The organism is Arthrobacter hankyongi (assembly GCF_022012395.1).
GTDB lineage: Bacteria > Actinomycetota > Actinomycetes > Actinomycetales > Micrococcaceae > Crystallibacter > Crystallibacter hankyongi.
On the sequence record NZ_JAKLTQ010000022.1, the window covers coordinates 18343 to 35068 of the forward strand.

Genomic DNA, 16726 nt, shown 5'->3' on the forward strand with positions numbered 1-16726 from the left:
CGATCGGGAGGGGGGTGGGGCGGGTTCACCGTGAGTTCACGCAGGTTTGTGACCGGAATCCTACCGCGCCGTCCGGCGGTCTGGTTCACTGGTGAAATGACAACCACAGCTGAAAATGCAGCCGCTGGCACCGAGGACCAGCGCAAGATGACGATGACAGACCGTGCTTCCCTGAACGGTTCGCGCAAACTGCGCAAGCTGGTCGCGCTGGATGTCGACGGAACCCTGGTCAATCATGACGGCCATATGAGCCCCGCGGTGCGCGAGGCCGCCCGCGCGGTGGTGGAGGCCGGGCACCAGGTCGTGGTCGCCACCGGCCGCTCCCTGAACGCGACCCTGCCGGTGATCGAACTGATCGGCCTGACCAGCGGCTATGCCGTCTGTTCCAATGGCGGGGTGACGCTGCGGATCGACGCGACGTTGGCGGACGGCTATGAGGTGGTGGACCGGGTGACCTTCAGCCCCGGCCCGGCGCTGCGCGCGCTGCGCACCAAACTGCCCACGGCCAAGTTCGCCCTCGAGGACGAGGAAGGCAGGTTCCTGTCCACCGAGCGCTTCCAGGACGGGACTTTCGGCATCGAGGCCGAAGGCGTGGACTTCGAGACGTTGGCGGACGCCACCGCGGTCCGCGTGGTGGTCTCCAGCGCGGACAACACCCCGGACGAATTCGCCCACGCGATCGACAGCGCCGGGCTGCACGGGGTGACCTACTCGGTGGGCTGGAGCGCCTGGCTGGACATTGCCGCCAACGGCGTGACCAAGGCCAGCGCACTGGAACTGCTGCGCCGCGAACTGGGCGTGGACCCTGCCGACACCGTGGCGATGGGGGACGGGCGCAACGACATCGAGATGCTGGACTGGGCCGCCCGCGGCGTCGCCATGGGACAGGCGCCGGCGGAGGTCGCCGCCGTCGCCCAGGAGATCACCGGCACCGTGGAGCAGGACGGCGCGGCCGCCGTACTGCGCAGCCTGCTGCCCTGACCGCTCCGGCGGCCGGGCTCAGGCGCCGGACGCCAGGGCCAGCAGCCGGGCGGCCGCCGGCCGGCAGGCCCACTCCTCGTTCCAGCGCGAGCGGACGACCGCCTTGCTGACCGCCTGGGCGCTGATACCCAGTTCCTGCGCCACCAGTTTCTGCTGCCCGCGGGCGCCGGGCGTGAGCAGATCCAGGACCTTCCACTCCGCCGGGCTGCGGCCGGCCACAATGCCGCCGAGCAGCCGCAGCACGGCCTCGGCCTCGGCGGCCGGCCCGCGGTCCGCTCCCTCCACCGCCAGCGGCACCCGCCCGGCGGCCGTGCGGGCCCGGTCCACGGCCCGGCGCGCATACACCAGGCCCGGCCCGCCGGCAGCGCCCACGGCCTCCGGCAGCGGCGGATGCACCGCGCCGGCGCCGATCCCCACATTCCAGCGGCGGCTGCGGAGCGCACCCAGCGCGGCCTGCACGGCGGTGTCCGGATCGGGGACGACGCCGATGACTTCGTCCGCGACCGAGCGTTGGAAGCCGATCAGCGCCGGCAGATGGCGCAGTGTCCTGACCAGCCCGGGCACCTGGTCCGCGGCCGGCCGGGGGCCGCGCCCGTTGATGGTGAGCACATACATGCACCCAGTATTGCCGCTCCGGTTCCGCCGGAGCGGCTACTTCGCGTGGGACCGGACGGCGGCCTGCTCGACAAGGTCGTGGAATTGCTCCAGCGAGTCCGCCACCAGCGGCTTGCCGTCGAGGAAGAACGTCGGGGCACCGGTGATCCCCAGGGCCAGGCCGTCGGCCTTGTCCGCCTCGATGCGCGCGGCGGTGGCCGGGTCCGCGACGGCGCGGTCGAACGCGGCCAGGTCCAGGCCCAGCTCCTTGGCGTAGCCGCGGAAGACGCCGCTCTTGTCCTCGGCGGAGCCGGCCCAGTCCTCCTGGGCGCCGAACATCTTCCGGTACATGGGTTTGTAGGCGCCCTGCTGGGCCGCGGCCTCCACGGCCAGCGCGGCGTTCATCGAATTGCGGTGGGCCGTCAGCGGGAAGTAGCGCTCGATGATGGTCAGGTGGTCCCCATGATCCTTGCGCAGCTGCTCGACGTAGGGCTGCACGGCGAGGCAGGCCGCGCATTCGAAGTCCACGAACTCGACCAGCTGCGCCTTCTCGTCCGGCGCCTGCCAGAGGACGCGGCTGTTGGCGCGGACCAGCTGGCCTGCATCCTGCGGGGTGCCGGCCACGGCGTTGCGGGCGGCGGCGAAACCCAGGATGCCGGCCAGGACCACCAGCCCCAGCAGGATCCAGACGGCGGCGCGTGCCTTGCTGGGTTGTTTGGTCGGTACGGGCGGTTCGCTGGTGGTGCTGGGGTTCAAAAGTCCTACTAACGGGGTGGATCAGGTGGCGCTAAGGCAGTCCGCGGGCCGGGCAGGATGGCCTGCCCGGCCCGCGGCGGGAGGAGGAGCAGTCGGCTGGCGACGCGGTGCTATGCCCCGCCCTCGGCCGCGAAGCGCTTGATCGAGGCTTCCAGTTCCGCCTCGGCCGCGGCGCGGTCCGACCAGCCTTCGGCCTTGACCCACTTGCCCGGCTCCAGGTCCTTGTACCGGGTGAAGAAGTGCTCGATCTCCTTGACCAGGAACTCCGGGACGTCGGCAAGTTCCTGGATGTTGTCGAAGCGCTTGTCCGTAGGCACGCACAGCACCTTGGCGTCGCCGCCGCCGTCGTCGGTCATGTTGAAGACCGCAATCGGACGGGCCTCGACCAGCACACCCGGCAGCAGGTCGAAATCCTGCAGCAGCAGCATGGCGTCCAGCGGATCCCCGTCCTCGCCCAAGGTGTCCTCGAAGTAGCCGTAGTGCGTGGGGTACTGCATGGACGTGAACAGGACACGGTCCAGGCGCAGGCGGTGCGTTTCATGGTCGATTTCGTATTTGACGCGCGATCCCCGGGGGATTTCGATGGTCACATCGTGCTTCATGGCATGCTCCTAGACGGCGGTGGCAGTTCCTGGCGCGGCCGGGAGGCCGTAATGGATCGGGCCCACACCCCGCGCCGGTTTACCCTTAACGATATAGGCCCTGCGTCCCCGGCCCGGCATCCACGCCCGCCCGGGCGTTCATGATCGGGGCGCATCATCAACGGGAGGACAGCATGAACCGTGGCTTCCGCGCGCTCACTTCCGTGTTGCTCGCCGCCGTCTATGCCGCCGTCGCCGTGCCCGTGGGCGTGAACCTGGCCCAGGCGGACTGGAGCCCGGCCGCCAAGCCCGCCGCGGCGCACCCGGCACAGCAGGTGCCCACCCGGCTTTCCGGGCCCGAGGGCATTGGCATCCTGAAGGATTCGGCGCCGATGCCGGAACCAAAGATCCTGGCCGGCGTGCTGGACAACGCGCTGGCGTTCGACGGCGCCGGGAGCTTCACGGGCACGGTCGCCGATGCGGCCACCGGCCAGATGCTCTACAACCGGTCCGGTCAGGAACCGCGCATCCCGGCGTCGAACATGAAGCTGCTCACGGCGGCCGCGGCCCTGTCCGTGCTGGGGCCGGAGGAGACTTTCACCACATCGGTGCTGCGCGGCAGCAAGCCGGGCATCCTGGTGCTGCGCGGCGGCGGGGACAGCCTGCTCACTGCCGGGAAATCGGGCACCCAGGCCACGCCGTCGGGCGGCTTCGCCCACGCCGGGCTGGCCACCCTCGCAGCCGCGGCGGCCAAGCAGCTGAAGGCGGAGGATTTCCGCGGCCCGCTCACGGTCGTGGTGGACGATACCGCCTATGCCGGACCGGTGATCAGCCCGGGCTGGGATCCTGCCGACGTGGCCTCCGGCCAGGTCGGTCCGGTCTATCCGCTGGCCATGTATGCCGGGCGCACCTCGGCCGGCGGCAGCGTGTATGCGGCGGACCCGGCGCTGGCGGCCGGCCAGGCCTTCCGGAACGCGCTGGCCAAGGAAACGGCGGGCAGCGGCATCACTGTGACCGGCGGCGTCGCGCGCGGCACCGCCCCGGCCAAGGCGTCCGAAGTGGCCCGGGTACAGTCCGCGCCGGTGGCGGACCAGATCGACTACATGCTGCAGGAATCGGACAACTACGTGGCCGAGGTGCTGGCCCGCAACACCGCGCTGGCCAGCGGCAAGCCCGGCTCGTTCGGCGGTGGTACCGAGGCCGTCCGGGAAGCGGTGGCCCGGCTCGGCGTGCCTACCGGCGGGATGCTGATCACCGATGCCAGCGGGCTGTCCATGCGCAACCAGGTCTCCACCGTGCAGTTGGCCGCCGTCGTCGCCTCGATCACCAACGGGGCCAATACCTCCCTGCGCGCCGGGCTGGCCGGCCTGCCCATCGCCGGGCTGAGCGGCACCCTGGACGGCCGGTACACGGTGGAAAACCAGGCCGGGGCCGGGCTGGTCCGGGCCAAGACGGGCACACTCAACGAGGTCACCTCGCTGACCGGCTACGTGGTGACCGCGGAGAACCGGCTGCTGGTGTTCTCGTTCGTCGCCAACGGCCTGGACAATTCGACGGCGCAGGCCCGCGCCGCCGCGGACCGCGCGGCGACCGCGCTGGCCGGCTGCGGCTGCCGCTGACCGGCGGGCCGGACATGCCCGCCCGCTTTTGCCCGGTCCCAAGCGGGCAGCTTGCGAACCTGCACACTGCAGGATGCGCCTGGCTGGACAGATTCATCCCGGCCCGACGGCGGGAAAGTGCTATGCGCGCTGAGCGAACGGCCCGTGACCGCAGGCACCGACATGTGATCTGATGTGAACTGATGGACACTACAAACAGCCCAGCAAACGGTCCAGCCACCCCGCCCCCGCTGATCAACTGGGAACTGGCGGCCACCACCGCAGCCCGGCTGACTCCGGCCGGCCCCAAGCTCTCCGGCGCCCAGATCCAGGCCGCCGTCGACAACCTGCGCCGGCTCGCAGACGTCTCGGTGGAGCACGTGCACCGGATCACCGGCCTGTCCGCGGCCCAGGACCTGCGCGACTCCCAGGTGCTGATCGTGGACCGCGCCGCCTGGGCCAAGGCCAACGCACGCAGCTTCGAGATCATGCTGCAGCCGGCCCTGAAGGCGCTGGCCGAGAAGCGCCCGGACCAGCTCAAGAGCGCCGCGACGGCGCTGGGCAGCACGCTGACCGGGACCCAGATGGGCGCCATCCTCTCCTTCCTTGCCAGCAAGGTGCTCGGCCAGTACGATCCGTTCGCGGCGCTGCTGCCCGGCGGCCCGGCGGGCGGCCGGCTGCTGCTGGTGGCGCCGAACATCATCGCCATCGAGCAGGAACTGAACGTGGTGCCGGAGGACTTCCGGCTCTGGGTCTGCCTGCACGAGCAGACGCACCGGGTGCAGTTTGCCGCCGCGCCTTGGCTGCGCGAGCACATGCTCGAACAGATCAGCGAACTTTCCACCAGCATTGCCGCGAAGGCGGACACCCTCGGCGAACGCCTGCAGCAGGCCCTCAAGGTGCTGGCCTCCAGCGCCAAGCAGGTGGCCGGGGGCCAGGAACCGGCCGGCGACAGCACCGCGGGCAGCCTGCTCGAGCTGTTCCGCGGTCCGGAGGAGAAGGCGGTCTTCTCACACCTGACGGCGGTGATGAGCCTGCTCGAGGGCCATGCCAACGTGGTCATGGATGCCATCGACGCCTCCGTGGTGCCCACTGTCAAGACCATCCGGCAGCGCTTCAACGCGCGCAGCAAGACCCGCAGTGCGCTGGAGAACTGGGTGCGCAAGCTGATGGGCCTGGACGCCAAGGCACGCCAGTACACCGACGGCGCCAAGTTCGTCCGCGCGGTGGTGGACCAGATCGGCATGGAGGGCTTCAACAAGGTCTGGGAACGCGCCGGGAACCTGCCGACCGAGGAGGAGATCCACCAGCCCGACCTGTGGATCAGCCGCATGGACCTGTCCCGGGCATGAGCCCGGAGGACCCGGATACCGGCGGCCGCACCGGCAGTCGCGACATGCGGCGGCTGCGCAAGCGGCGGCTGCACCCCCTGGCGGGTACCGCCCGCAACCAGGTGCGCGCCGCACTGGAACTGCTGCCGGACCAGCCAGACCTGGGTCCTGTGTCCGGCGCCGCGTCCGAGCCCGACGGGCCGCCGCTGCTGCTGGTGGCCTGCAGCGGCGGACCGGATTCCCTTGCACTGGCCGCGGTGGCGGCCTTCTTCGGCCGCCTGCGCCGGGACGGCACGCGGGCGTACCGGGTCGGCGCCGTCGTCGTCGACCACGGGCTGCAGGACGGCAGCGGGGCCGTCGCCGAACGGGCCGCCGGGCAGCTGCGGCAGCTGGGCCTGGCTCCGGTGCAGGTGCGCCGCGTGCAGGTCCGGGCCTCCGGGATGGGGCCGGAGGCCGCGGCGCGGACCGCCCGCTATGCCGCCCTGGAGGAGGCCGCCGCCGAGCTCGGTGCCGTGGCGGTACTGCTCGGGCACACCCTCGACGACCAGGCCGAACAGGTACTGCTGGGGCTGGGCCGCGGCTCCGGCACGCGCTCGCTGGCGGGCATGCCGGCCCGGCGCGGGATCTTCCTGCGCCCGTTCCTGGGCCTGCGCCGGGCGGACACCGAGGAACTGTGCCGGGTCGAAGGCCTGGAGCCGTGGCACGACCCGACGAACGCGGATCCGGCCTTCCTGCGCTCGCGGGTACGCAGCCAGGTGCTGCCGTTCCTGGAAGAGCAGCTGGGGCCGGGGGTGGCCCACGCGCTGTGGCGCTCGGCGCGGATCCTGCGGGCGGACGCCGACTATCTGGACAGCCTGGCCCGGACCGAATATGCCCGGCTGCGGTGCCCGGCCGGCGGGGGAATCGAACTGGACCGCGCCGGGCTGGCGGAGCTTCCGGCGGCGATGCGGCACCGGGTGATTGCGCTGGCCACGGCCGAAATGGGCGGGGAGAACCCCAGCTACGAGCGGCTGCTGGCGGCCGAGGCGCTGTTGAAGCGGCAGGGCTCGGCCGGGCCGGTGCAATTGGCCGGCAAGGTCAGCGTCTACCGCCGTTCCCGCGGGCATCCGGTTCCCCAAGACGGTCGCGGCTATGGCAATCTAGTTTTTAGAACAACCGGCAGGCAGGCCGGCAACCCAGATGACTAAACGGGAGCAATTGGTGGAAACCAGCGACGTCCAGGCGGACCTCAAGCACGTTCTGTACACCAAGGAGCAGATCCAGCAGCGGGTGGCGGAACTGGCTGCGGAAATCGACAAGGACTACGAGGGCCGCGAGGTGCTCCTCGTGGGCGTGCTCAAGGGTGCCGTGATGATCATGGCGGATCTGGCCCGCGCGCTGCGCAGCCACCTGAAGATGGACTGGATGGCGGTTTCCTCCTACGGCTCGGGCACCCAGTCCTCCGGCGTGGTCCGGATCCTGAAGGATCTGGAGACGGACCTGATGGGCAAGCACGTGCTCATCGTCGAGGACATCATCGACTCCGGGCTGACCCTGTCCTGGCTGAAGACGAACCTGATCTCGCGCGGTCCGGCCTCGGTGGAGATCTGCACGCTGTTGCGCAAGCCGGCCGCGGCCAAGGTGGACATCGACGTCAAGTACGTCGGCTACGACATCCCCAACGAGTTCGTGGTCGGCTACGGCCTGGACTTCGCGGAGAAGTACCGCAACCTGGACTTCGTGGGCACGCTGGCGCCGCACGTCTACGAATAAACCGGGAGGCTTGCTTGTTCGCCGTGCGGGAACTAATCTTTCCCGCCGTGCGTGATCCATTCCGGACGGTGTATAGCTGTGTATAGCGGACCCATCAGCACCACGCGCTAACAAGCAGGAGGACGGGGCGCCAAGCCCCCAACACGCATGAAATTGAAGAACATTTTCAAGGGACCGATCTTTTGGATTGTGCTGGTCCTGGCAATCCTGCTGATCGCCGTGCCCAACCTGGCCGGGCCGCAGTCCACCCGCGTGGACACGAGCGTCGGCCTGCAGTTGCTGCGTGAAAACAAGGCGCAGGAAGCGCGGATCAGCGACGGCGCGCAGAGCGTGGAGCTGACCCTCCGGGATGACTACGTGGTTGACGGCTCGAACAAGGGCAAGAACGTTACGTTCTTCTACAGCCAGCCGCGCGGGCCGGAAGTGGTCCAGGCGGTCAGCACCTCCAAGGTGGACGCCTACACGGACCAGCCGGTGGAGAACAACTGGTTCACCAGCTTCATCAGCCTGGTCCTGCCCATCCTGATCATCGGCCTGATCTTCTGGTTCCTGCTCTCGCGCATGCAGGGCGGCGGCTCGAAGGTGATGCAGTTCGGCAAGTCCAAGGCCAAGCTGATTTCCAAGGACATGCCGCAGGTGACCTTCGCGGACGTGGCCGGCGTGGACGAGGCCGTGGAGGAACTGCACGAAATCAAGGAATTCCTGCAGGAACCGGGCAAGTTCCAGGCCGTCGGGGCCAAGATCCCCAAGGGTGTGCTGCTCTACGGCCCGCCCGGCACCGGCAAGACCCTGCTGGCCCGCGCCGTCGCCGGCGAGGCCGGGGTGCCCTTCTTCTCCATCTCCGGTTCGGACTTCGTCGAGATGTTCGTCGGCGTGGGCGCCTCCCGCGTGCGCGACCTGTTCGAGCAGGCCAAGACCAATTCGCCGGCCATCATCTTCGTGGACGAGATCGACGCCGTCGGCCGGCACCGCGGCGCCGGCGTCGGCGGCGGCAACGACGAGCGCGAGCAGACGCTGAACCAGCTGCTGGTCGAGATGGACGGCTTCGATGTGAAGACCAACGTCATCCTGATCGCCGCCACGAACCGCCCGGACGTGCTGGACCCGGCGCTGCTGCGCCCGGGCCGCTTCGACCGCCAGGTGGCGGTGGAGGCCCCGGACCTGGCCGGCCGCGAGCGGATCCTGCAGGTCCACGCCGCCGGCAAGCCGATGGCCCCGGGCGTGGACCTGAGGTCGCTGGCCAAGCGCGCCCCGGGTTTCACCGGCGCGGACCTGGCCAACGTGCTCAACGAGGCCGCCCTGCTCACCGCGCGCTCCAATGCCCAGCTGATCGACGACCGTGCGCTGGACGAGGCGATCGACCGCGTGATGGCCGGACCGCAGAAGCGTTCGCGCGTGATGCGGGAGCACGAGCGCAAGATCACTGCCTACCATGAGGGTGGGCATGCCCTGGTCGCCGCCGCGCTGCGCAACACCGCGCCGGTCACCAAGGTCACCATCCTGCCGCGCGGCCGGGCCCTGGGCTACACCATGGTGGTTCCCGAGGATGACAAGTACTCGGTGACCCGCAACGAACTGCTGGACCAGCTGGCCTATGCCATGGGCGGCCGCGTGGCCGAGGAGATTGTCTTCCACGATCCGTCCACCGGCGCCTCGAACGACATCGAAAAGGCCACCGGCACCGCCCGGAAGATGATCACCCAGTACGGCATGAGCGAACGCGTGGGCGCGGTGAAGCTGGGCCAGGGCGGCGGCGAGCCGTTCCTGGGCCGGGATATGTCCCATGAGCGCAACTACTCGGACCATGTCGCCTTCGTGGTGGATGAGGAGGTCCGCCGGCTGATCGACAACGCCCACGACGAGGCCTACGCGATCCTGACCGAGAACCGGGACGTGCTGGACCGGCTGGCACTGGCGCTGCTCGAGCGCGAAACCTTGAACCAGGCCGAGATCGCCGACATTTTCCAGGACCTGCGCAAGCGCGACGAGCGCCACGTCTGGCTCTCCAAGGAGACCCGTCCGGTCCAGGACCTGCCCCCGGTGATGTCCCCGAAGGAACGCGCCGAGGCGGCCGCCCGCGCCAATTCCCGGCGCGGCGAGGAAGGCCACGGGTCCGTCATCGTCGACCCGGTCAAGGGCGCCGAGCTGCCCGGCGAGGCTGGACCGGGGTCGGACGGCTAGGATCCTATGGTGACCGCATACGATGATGAGATCGCCGAGTTGGAGATCGACGGCACCGTCGACCAGGACCGGATCGAGAAGGCCGTCCGGGAAATCCTGATTGCCGTGGGCGAGGACCCGGACCGCGACGGGCTGCTGGAGACGCCCCGGCGGGTGGCCAAGGCCTATGCCGAGATGTTCGCCGGCCTGCACCAGGACCCCGCTGACGTACTCGGGGTGACCTTCGACATCGACCACGAAGAGCTGGTCCTGGTCCGGGACATCCCCTTCTACTCCACCTGCGAACACCATCTGGTGCCGTTCCACGGCCTGGCCCACATTGGCTATATTCCCTCCGCGGAAGGTAGGGTGACGGGGCTGAGCAAGCTGGCCCGGCTGGTGGAAATCTACGCGCGCCGGCCCCAGGTGCAGGAGCGGCTGACCACGCAGATCGTCGAGGCGCTCGAGGAGCACCTGCGGCCGCGCGGGGCGATCGTGGTCATCGAGTGCGAGCACCTGTGCATGTCCATGCGCGGGGTGCGCAAGCCCGGGGCCAAGACCGTCACCTCCGCGGTGCGCGGCCAGCTGCGCCAGCAGGCCACCCGGGCCGAGGCAATGAGCCTGATCCTCGGCCGGTAGGCCGCGGATCCGGGGTCGGCACCAGGCCAGACCGGAATAGGAAGAACAGGAAGCGGTAACAGACATTGATGGATTCACTTGCGGCGGTTCCGGGCACCGGGCCGGCGACCTCCCCGCTGCCCGCGCTGCGCAAGGTACGTGCGCCCAAGAAGTTCTCGGACCTGCCCACGGACCGCGCGGTGGTCATGGCCATCCTCAACGTTACGCCGGATTCCTTCAGCGACGGCGGCGAGCACACCGACCGTGAGTCCGCGATCGCCTACGGCCTCAAGCTGCACTACGGCGGGGCGGACGTCATTGACGTCGGCGGTGAATCCACCCGGCCCGGGCACACCCCGGTCAGCCCGGCCGAGGAGCAGGCGCGCATCCTGCCCGTGATCGAAGCCCTGGTCAAGGCCGGCGCCCTGGTGAGTGTCGACACGATGCACGTCGACACCGCCCGCGCGGCGCTGGATGCCGGCGCCGGCATCATCAACGACGTCTCCGGGCTGAACTTCGAGCCGGGCATGCCGGAACTGGTGGCCGAGCGCAAGGTCCCCTACATCCTCATGCACAGCCGCGGGTCGGCCAGCAACCAGGACCCGAACGCCCGGTACCACGACGTCGTGGCCGAGGTGGTGGCCGAGCTGACCGAGCTGCGGGACCGCTTCGTGGCCGCCGGCGTGGCCCCCGAACAGATCATCCTGGATCCGGGGCTGGGCTTTTCCAAGAAGGGCGAGCACAACTGGGCGCTGCTGCGGGCGCTGCCGCAGCTGGCCGGGCTGGGCCACAAGGTGCTGGTGGCCGCCTCGCGCAAGCGGTTCCTGGGCAGCCTGCTCAGCGCCGACGGCGCCGCGGCGGCGCCCAAGGAGCGCGACGACGCGACGCTGGCCGTCACCGCGCTGGCTGCCGTCAACGGTGCCTGGGGCGTGCGCGTGCACGACGCCGGAGCCAACCTCGACGCGGTCAAGGTCGCCGCGGCCTGGGCCAGGTAGGCCGGTGCCAATGGGTGCCAGTACCGCCGCACGCCCCGACATCATCAAGCTCAGCGGCATTTCCGCCGTCGGCTACCACGGGGTCTTCGAGCATGAACGCCGCGACGGCCAGCAGTTCATCGTCGACGTCGCGCTGCATACGGACACCCGCGCGGCGGCCGCCACGGACGAGCTGGAGCGCACCGCCAACTACGGCGCGCTGGCCAACCAGGTCCGCGACATCATCGCCGGGGACCCGGTGAACCTGATCGAGACCCTGGCCGAGCGGATCGCCGCCGGCGTGCTCGGGGCCTTTGCCGTCAGCGCCGTGGAAGTGACGGTGCACAAGCCGCAGGCGCCGATCGAGGTGCCCTTCGGCGACGTGACCGTCAGCATCTACCGGGAGCAGGACCGGTGAGCGTCCGGGCGGTGCTGGCCCTGGGCAGCAACCTGGGCGAACGCAGCGACACCCTGTCGCTGGCGGTGGCGGACCTGGTGGACACCCCGCAGGTGCGGCTGCGCGAGGTTTCCCCGGTGGTGCAGACCAAACCGGTGGGCGGGCCCGCGGACCAGCCGGACTACCTGAACATGGTGATCGAGGTCGAGACGGACCTGGCCCCGTTCGAGCTGCTGGCACACTGCCAGGCGGTGGAGAACAAGCACCACCGGGCGCGCGATGTCCGCTGGGGTCCGCGCACGCTGGACATCGACATCATCACCTACGGGGACCTGGTCCTGGACGATGAGCGGCTGACCATTCCGCACCCGCGGGCGGCCGAGCGTGCCTTCGTGCTGCAGCCGTGGGCGTGGATGGATTCGTCGGCCACACTCAACGGGGTCCCGGTGGGACAGCTGGCCGCCGCGGCCGCGGACCTGGACGGCCTCCAACCTTTCGGGCCCGGGGACTGAACGGCCGGGATGGGCGCCGCGCGATGAGAACCGTCAAATACAGCTGGCTCGGGCTGATCATCCTCAGCAGCGCCGTCATCGGCTGGCTGGCGAACCTGCTCGCCCTGCGTGCCTCGCTGCCGGTGCCCGTGCTGCACCTGAGTTCGCTGGCCACGATGGCGGCCGTCGCGGTGTTCACGCTGGTGCTGGGCCTGCGGGTGCGGCGCTGGCGCAACGGCCGGCGGGACCGCGAGCTGAACCCGGTACTGGCCGCCCGCACGCTGGTGCTGGCCCAGGCCTGCGCCTACGCCGGCGGGCTGATCATCGGCTGGCATGCCGGCATCCTGGTGGACCAGCTGGCGCTGCTGGCCTACCGGCCCGGCGGCGCGGTGCTCTGGCAGGTGCTGGTAATGATCGGGGCCGGGCTGGTGATGGTCGTCGTCGGCCTGGTGGTCGAGCGTTTCTGCAAGCTGCCGCCGGACGAACCGGATGCCCTCAAGGACCTGAAGAAGGAGGGCCCGGAAACGGCGGGCGAGGGGGAGTATGCCTAAGGAGCCGATCGATCCGGCCGGAATTGCCTGGTCCCGGGTCTCACCTAAATACATCACCGTGCGCCTGATCGGCTGGGCAGCGGCGACGCTGGTGGGCACCGCGGTGCTCAGCGTGCCGCTGGTGCTGACGCTGAGCGGGATCTGGCCGGCCTTCCCGCTCTGGCTGGCCTGGCTGCTGCCGGCCCTGGAGCTGGCCGTGGCGCTCTGGCGCGGCGCGCTGATCCCGCGCCAGACCAGGGCCATCGGCTATGCCGAACGGGACGATGACCTGCTGATCCGCGGTGGTATCTTCTTCCAGCGGGTGATGGTCGTCCCGTACGGCAGGATGCAGTACGTGGACGTTGCCGTCGGGCCGCTGGAGCGCGCGTTCGGACTGGCCTCGATCAAGCTGCACACCGCCTCGCCGGCCACCATCGCGGCCCTGCCCGGGCTGCCGGAGGCCGAGGCTGCCCGGCTGCGCGAACAGCTCTCGGCGCGCGGACAGGCAAGGCTGGCCGGGCTGTGAGCATTCCGGAGCCGCTGTCCGGCACGGGTGCCGGGCCCGACGGCGCGTCCGGAACGCTGGCACCGGATCCGGCCGGCACCTGGCACCGCGTGCATCCGGTCTCGCCGTTCGTCCGCGGCTGGATCGCGCTGGCCGCCATTGCCTATTTCTTCGGCCGGGACTGGTTCGAGGGCTTCTTCCGCGGGGAACCGGTCTGGGCCGTCGCGGACGGCCGGCTCGGCTGGACCGCCGCCGCCCTGGGCGTGGTGCTGGTGCTGCTGGTGGGCGGCTACGTGCTGTCCTGGTGGTTCACCCGCTACCAGATCACCGGCGACCACGTCCGGGTCAATTCGGGCATCCTGTTCCGCCAGCACCGGCAGGCGCGCCTGGACCGGGTCCAGGCCATCGACATCGTCCAGCCGCTGCTGGCACGCATCTTCGCCCTGGCCGAACTGAAATTCGAGGTGGCCGACGCCGGCGAGTCCGCGGTGCGCCTGGCCTACCTGCCGCTGGCCGACGCCCAGCGGCTGCGGGCGGCCATTCTCGCGCACGCCGCCGGCATCCGGCTCGACCCGGCGAAGCCCGAGGAGGCCCCCGAGGCGCCCGAGCAGCAGGTCCTGGCCGTGCCCGGCGGCCGGGTGGCCGGCGCCGCGCTGCTCTCGGGCACCACCGTGTTCCTGGTCCTGGCCGTGGCCGCCGCGGCGGTACTGGCCTGGCTGGCCGACACCCCGGCGGCCATGGCGGTGCTGCTGCCGACCCTGTTCGGCACCGCCGCGGGCTACTGGGGCTTCTTCAGCACCGCATACAATTTCCGCGCCGCCATTTCCCCGGACGGGATCCGGCTGCGCTACGGGCTGCTGGAAACCCGGGCCCAGACCGTCCCGCCCGGACGGGTGCAGGCGGTTTCGGTCTCGCAGCCGCCGCTGTGGCGGGCCAAGGGCTGGTACCGGATGCGCGTGAACGTGGCCGGCTACGGAGCCGGCGGCGAGAACGCCGCCGCCCGGACCACGCTGCTGCCGGTGGGCACCCGCCAGGACGTGATGCAGATCCTGGCCTTGGTGCTGCCGGACCCGGGCACGCCGGACCCGCTGGCGGTCTTCGGCGCAGGGCTGGCGGGCAGCGGCAGCGGCGCCGGCTTCCGCACCTCGCCGCGCCGGGCGCGCTGGCTCTCGCCGCTGAGTTTCCGGCGCAACGGCTATGCCGCCACCGGGACGGCGCTGCTGGCCCGCTCGGGCGCCCTGTGGCGGGAACTGGCCGTGGTGCCGCACGAACGGACCCAGTCCATCGCGCTGCACCAGGGACCGCTGGCCCGCCGGCTGGGACTGGCGGACCTGCGCCTGCACACGACCGTGGGGCCGGTGGACCCGCGGGTGCGGCAGCTGGACACGGCGGCGGCCCGCCTGCTCTTCGACGAACAGGCCGCCCGCGCCGCGGCGGCGCGGCGGATCGCGGTGCCCGAGCGCTGGCTCGAGCAGCGGCCCGGCAGCGGACCCGCAACGGACACCGGCCCCGCGATCGCCGTGAACGACGCGCAAGACGAAAAAGACGAGCAACTGGAGCAGGACCATGGCAGAGGCTAAGCCCGGACGGCTGGGGATCGGCGTCGTCGGCGCCGGCAAGGTCGGTGCCGTCCTGGGTGCGGCGCTGCGCGCCGCCGGGCACGCCGTCGTGGGCGTCTCCGCGGTCTCTGCCGCCAGCCGGGAACGGGCGGAGAACCTGCTGCCGGGCGTGCCGGTGCTGGCGATTCCCGAGGTCATCGAGCGCGCCGAGCTGGTCCTGCTGGCGGTGCCCGACGACGCCCTGCCGGAGCTGGTGGCCGGCCTGGCCGGCACCGGCGCCTGGCAGCCGGGACAGCTGGTGGTGCACACCAGCGGCCGCCACGGCACCGGCGTGCTGGCGCCGGCCCGGGCGATGGGGGCGATCCCGCTGGCCATCCACCCGGCGATGACCTTCACCGGCCTGAGCCTGGACCTGACCCGGCTCACCGACTGCGCCTTCGGCGTCACCGCCGACCGCCCGGTCCTGCCGATCGCCCAGGCCCTGGTGGTGGAGATGGGCGCCGAACCGGTAGTCATCCAGGAGCGGGACCGCCCGCTCTACCACGCCGCGCTCGCGCACGCCTCCAACCACCTGGTGACCATTGCGGCCCAGTCCGCGCAGCTGCTGGCGGCGGCCGGGGCCGAACAGCCGGACCGGCTGCTCGGGCCGCTGATGCGGGCCTCGCTGGAGAACGCGCTGGCCTCCGGGGAAGCGGCGCTGACCGGCCCGGTGGCCCGCGGCGACACCGGCACCGTGCGGGTGCACCGGGAGGCCCTGATGCACTACGAGGTGGAGACCGGGGCCACCGACATCCGGCAGGCCTACGAAGAGCTGGCCCGCGCCACGGCCAAGCGTGCGCTGGCCCGCGGCCTGCTCAAGGACGGCCAAGCCACCGACATCCTGGACATCCTTTCGCCCCGGACCACACCCCTCAACGATCAGGAGGACCCCCAGTGAGCACGCGCCCGCGGCTTGTCACCACCCAGGCGGAGCTGAAGGAAGCCAGCACCGAGCTGCTCGGCGCCGCGGCCGAAAGGCACCGGTCCGGCCGGGCCAGCCAGGCGCTGGTGCCCACCATGGGCGCTCTGCACAGCGGCCACGCGGCCCTGGTGGACGCGGCGCGGGGCGCCAACGACGTCGTTGTGGTCTCGATTTTCGTCAATCCGCTGCAGTTCGGCGAGGCCGCCGACCTGCAGCGCTACCCGCGCACGCTCGAGGCGGACCTTGACCTGCTGGCTTCGGCCGGCGCGGACATTGTGTTCGCGCCCGCGGTCCAGGAGGTCTATCCGGACGGCGAACCGCTGGTGCGGATCTCCGCGGGCCGGCTCGGGGAGACGCTCGAAGGCGCCTCCCGGCCGGGGCACTTCGACGGCGCGCTGACCGTGGTCGCCAAGCTGCTGCACTACGCGCTGCCGGCGCTGCCGGCCGACTTCCGCGCCTACTTCGGCCAGAAGGATGCGCAGCAGCTGGCCCTGGTGCGGCGGATGGTGGCTGACTTGGACTTCCCGGTGGAAATCGTGGGGGTGCCGATTGTCCGGGACGCGGACGGCCTGGCACTCTCCAGCCGCAACCGCTTCCTGTCCCCGGCCGAGCGCGAGGCGGCCCTGGTGCTCTCGCGCAGCCTGCACTACCTGAAGGGGCAGGCGGACCGGCACGAGCCGCTGGACCTCAACGGTGCGCTGGCCATGATCGGCTCGGTGCCGCTGGTGGAGCTGGACTACCTGGAAGTGGTGGATCCGGCCAGCCTGGCGCCGCTGGCGTTCAACTGCCAGGACACGCCCTTCACCGGGGAGGCGCTGGCCCTGGCGGCGGCCCGGGTGGGGCCGGTGCGGCTGATCGACAACGTCCGGCTCGGCGCCGGCCAGGGTCCGGGAGCCGAACCGCGATAGGAAGCACGGCCGCGGTAACGGTAACCTTAA

General features: G+C 70.9%; 18 protein-coding genes. 15 read left to right on the forward strand and 3 right to left on the reverse strand.

Annotation, left to right across the window (positions count from 1 at the left end):
- Positions 1–96: 96 nt before the first annotated feature.
- Positions 97–981, forward strand: coding sequence for an HAD family hydrolase (locus LVY72_RS20255; RefSeq protein WP_237825888.1), 885 nt, complete (start codon positions 97–99; stop codon positions 979–981).
- A gap of 18 nt (positions 982–999) precedes the next feature.
- Here LVY72_RS20255 and LVY72_RS20260 read toward each other — a convergent pair whose 3' ends face one another.
- From LVY72_RS20260 to LVY72_RS20270, 3 genes are all read right to left on the reverse strand, one after another.
- Positions 1000–1596, reverse strand: coding sequence for a hypothetical protein (locus LVY72_RS20260; RefSeq protein WP_237825889.1), 597 nt, complete (start codon positions 1594–1596; stop codon positions 1000–1002).
- A gap of 36 nt (positions 1597–1632) precedes the next feature.
- Positions 1633–2331 (reverse strand): DsbA family protein, encoded by a 699-nt coding sequence (locus tag LVY72_RS20265; RefSeq protein WP_237825891.1) that lies wholly within the window; start codon positions 2329–2331, stop codon positions 1633–1635.
- A gap of 110 nt (positions 2332–2441) precedes the next feature.
- Positions 2442–2933, reverse strand: coding sequence for an inorganic diphosphatase (locus LVY72_RS20270; RefSeq protein ID WP_237825893.1), 492 nt, complete (start codon positions 2931–2933; stop codon positions 2442–2444).
- A gap of 173 nt (positions 2934–3106) precedes the next feature.
- Here LVY72_RS20270 and dacB point away from each other — a divergent pair, with 173 nt between their 5' ends.
- From dacB to panC, 14 genes are all read left to right on the forward strand, one after another.
- A complete protein-coding gene (gene dacB / locus LVY72_RS20275; protein ID WP_237825895.1) occupies positions 3107–4531 on the forward strand; it encodes a D-alanyl-D-alanine carboxypeptidase/D-alanyl-D-alanine endopeptidase in 1425 nt (474 codons plus the stop codon).
- Positions 4532–4713: 182 nt separating this feature from the next.
- Positions 4714–5862 carry an Rv3626c family coenzyme F420 biosynthesis-associated protein gene (locus LVY72_RS20280; protein WP_237825897.1) on the forward strand — a complete coding sequence of 383 codons (1149 nt, stop codon included), beginning with the start codon at positions 4714–4716 and terminating at the stop codon, positions 5860–5862.
- Complete coding sequence (tilS, locus tag LVY72_RS20285) at positions 5859–7028, forward strand: tRNA lysidine(34) synthetase TilS (RefSeq protein ID WP_237825902.1); 1170 nt, start codon at positions 5859–5861, stop codon at positions 7026–7028. The genes LVY72_RS20280 and tilS overlap by 4 nt, the downstream gene beginning before the upstream one ends.
- 13 nt (positions 7029–7041) lie before the next feature.
- Positions 7042–7593: a hypoxanthine phosphoribosyltransferase gene (gene hpt, locus LVY72_RS20290; RefSeq protein ID WP_237825903.1), complete on the forward strand. Its 552-nt coding sequence runs from the start codon at positions 7042–7044 to the stop codon at positions 7591–7593.
- A 147-nt stretch (positions 7594–7740) separates the two neighbouring features.
- The gene (ftsH, locus tag LVY72_RS20295; protein ID WP_237825911.1) at positions 7741–9774 is read left to right on the forward strand and encodes an ATP-dependent zinc metalloprotease FtsH; all 2034 of its coding nucleotides are present in this window, start codon (positions 7741–7743) and stop codon (positions 9772–9774) included.
- Between the two features lie 6 nt (positions 9775–9780).
- Positions 9781–10392 carry a GTP cyclohydrolase I FolE gene (folE, locus tag LVY72_RS20300; RefSeq protein WP_237825913.1) on the forward strand — a complete coding sequence of 204 codons (612 nt, stop codon included), beginning with the start codon at positions 9781–9783 and terminating at the stop codon, positions 10390–10392.
- Positions 10393–10460: 68 nt separating this feature from the next.
- Positions 10461–11366 (forward strand): dihydropteroate synthase, encoded by a 906-nt coding sequence (gene folP / locus LVY72_RS20305; protein ID WP_237825915.1) that lies wholly within the window; start codon positions 10461–10463, stop codon positions 11364–11366.
- Positions 11367–11376: 10 nt separating this feature from the next.
- Positions 11377–11763 carry a dihydroneopterin aldolase gene (folB, locus tag LVY72_RS20310; RefSeq protein ID WP_237825919.1) on the forward strand — a complete coding sequence of 129 codons (387 nt, stop codon included), beginning with the start codon at positions 11377–11379 and terminating at the stop codon, positions 11761–11763.
- Positions 11760–12254, forward strand: a complete 495-nt coding sequence (gene folK / locus LVY72_RS20315; RefSeq protein ID WP_237825921.1) for a 2-amino-4-hydroxy-6-hydroxymethyldihydropteridine diphosphokinase — start codon at positions 11760–11762, stop codon at positions 12252–12254. The genes folB and folK overlap by 4 nt, the downstream gene beginning before the upstream one ends.
- 23 nt (positions 12255–12277) lie before the next feature.
- Entirely contained in the window at positions 12278–12784 is a 507-nt protein-coding gene (locus LVY72_RS20320; protein WP_237825922.1) for a DUF3180 domain-containing protein, read from the forward strand.
- Complete coding sequence (locus LVY72_RS20325) at positions 12777–13289, forward strand: PH domain-containing protein (RefSeq protein ID WP_237825925.1); 513 nt, start codon at positions 12777–12779, stop codon at positions 13287–13289. The genes LVY72_RS20320 and LVY72_RS20325 overlap by 8 nt, the downstream gene beginning before the upstream one ends.
- A 2-nt stretch (positions 13290–13291) precedes the next feature.
- Complete coding sequence (locus LVY72_RS20330) at positions 13292–14848, forward strand: PH domain-containing protein (RefSeq protein WP_372463741.1); 1557 nt, start codon at positions 13292–13294, stop codon at positions 14846–14848.
- Positions 14835–15764, forward strand: coding sequence for a Rossmann-like and DUF2520 domain-containing protein (locus tag LVY72_RS20335; RefSeq protein ID WP_237825926.1), 930 nt, complete (start codon positions 14835–14837; stop codon positions 15762–15764). The genes LVY72_RS20330 and LVY72_RS20335 overlap by 14 nt, the downstream gene beginning before the upstream one ends.
- Positions 15761–16696 carry a pantoate--beta-alanine ligase gene (panC, locus tag LVY72_RS20340; RefSeq protein WP_372463739.1) on the forward strand — a complete coding sequence of 312 codons (936 nt, stop codon included), beginning with the start codon at positions 15761–15763 and terminating at the stop codon, positions 16694–16696. Before LVY72_RS20335 ends, panC begins: the two co-directional genes overlap by 4 nt.
- Positions 16697–16726: the final 30 nt, after the last annotated feature.

What these genes read in the sequence shown, in the direction of transcription:
- LVY72_RS20255 (WP_237825888.1), top strand. Translation starts at nt 97, where the DNA reads ATGACAACCACAGCTGAAAATGCAGCCGCTGGCACCGAGGACCAGCGC.
- LVY72_RS20260 (WP_237825889.1), bottom strand. Translation starts at nt 1,596, where the DNA reads ATGTATGTGCTCACCATCAACGGGCGCGGCCCCCGGCCGGCCGCGGAC.
- LVY72_RS20270 (WP_237825893.1), bottom strand. Translation starts at nt 2,933, where the DNA reads ATGAAGCACGATGTGACCATCGAAATCCCCCGGGGATCGCGCGTCAAA.
- dacB (WP_237825895.1), top strand. Translation starts at nt 3,107, where the DNA reads ATGAACCGTGGCTTCCGCGCGCTCACTTCCGTGTTGCTCGCCGCCGTC.
- LVY72_RS20280 (WP_237825897.1), top strand. Translation starts at nt 4,714, where the DNA reads ATGGACACTACAAACAGCCCAGCAAACGGTCCAGCCACCCCGCCCCCG.
- tilS (WP_237825902.1), top strand. Translation starts at nt 5,859, where the DNA reads ATGAGCCCGGAGGACCCGGATACCGGCGGCCGCACCGGCAGTCGCGAC.
- ftsH (WP_237825911.1), top strand. Translation starts at nt 7,741, where the DNA reads ATGAAATTGAAGAACATTTTCAAGGGACCGATCTTTTGGATTGTGCTG.
- folE (WP_237825913.1), top strand. Translation starts at nt 9,781, where the DNA reads ATGGTGACCGCATACGATGATGAGATCGCCGAGTTGGAGATCGACGGC.
- folP (WP_237825915.1), top strand. Translation starts at nt 10,461, where the DNA reads ATGGATTCACTTGCGGCGGTTCCGGGCACCGGGCCGGCGACCTCCCCG.
- folB (WP_237825919.1), top strand. Translation starts at nt 11,377, where the DNA reads ATGGGTGCCAGTACCGCCGCACGCCCCGACATCATCAAGCTCAGCGGC.
- LVY72_RS20320 (WP_237825922.1), top strand. Translation starts at nt 12,278, where the DNA reads ATGAGAACCGTCAAATACAGCTGGCTCGGGCTGATCATCCTCAGCAGC.
- LVY72_RS20325 (WP_237825925.1), top strand. Translation starts at nt 12,777, where the DNA reads ATGCCTAAGGAGCCGATCGATCCGGCCGGAATTGCCTGGTCCCGGGTC.
- LVY72_RS20335 (WP_237825926.1), top strand. Translation starts at nt 14,835, where the DNA reads ATGGCAGAGGCTAAGCCCGGACGGCTGGGGATCGGCGTCGTCGGCGCC.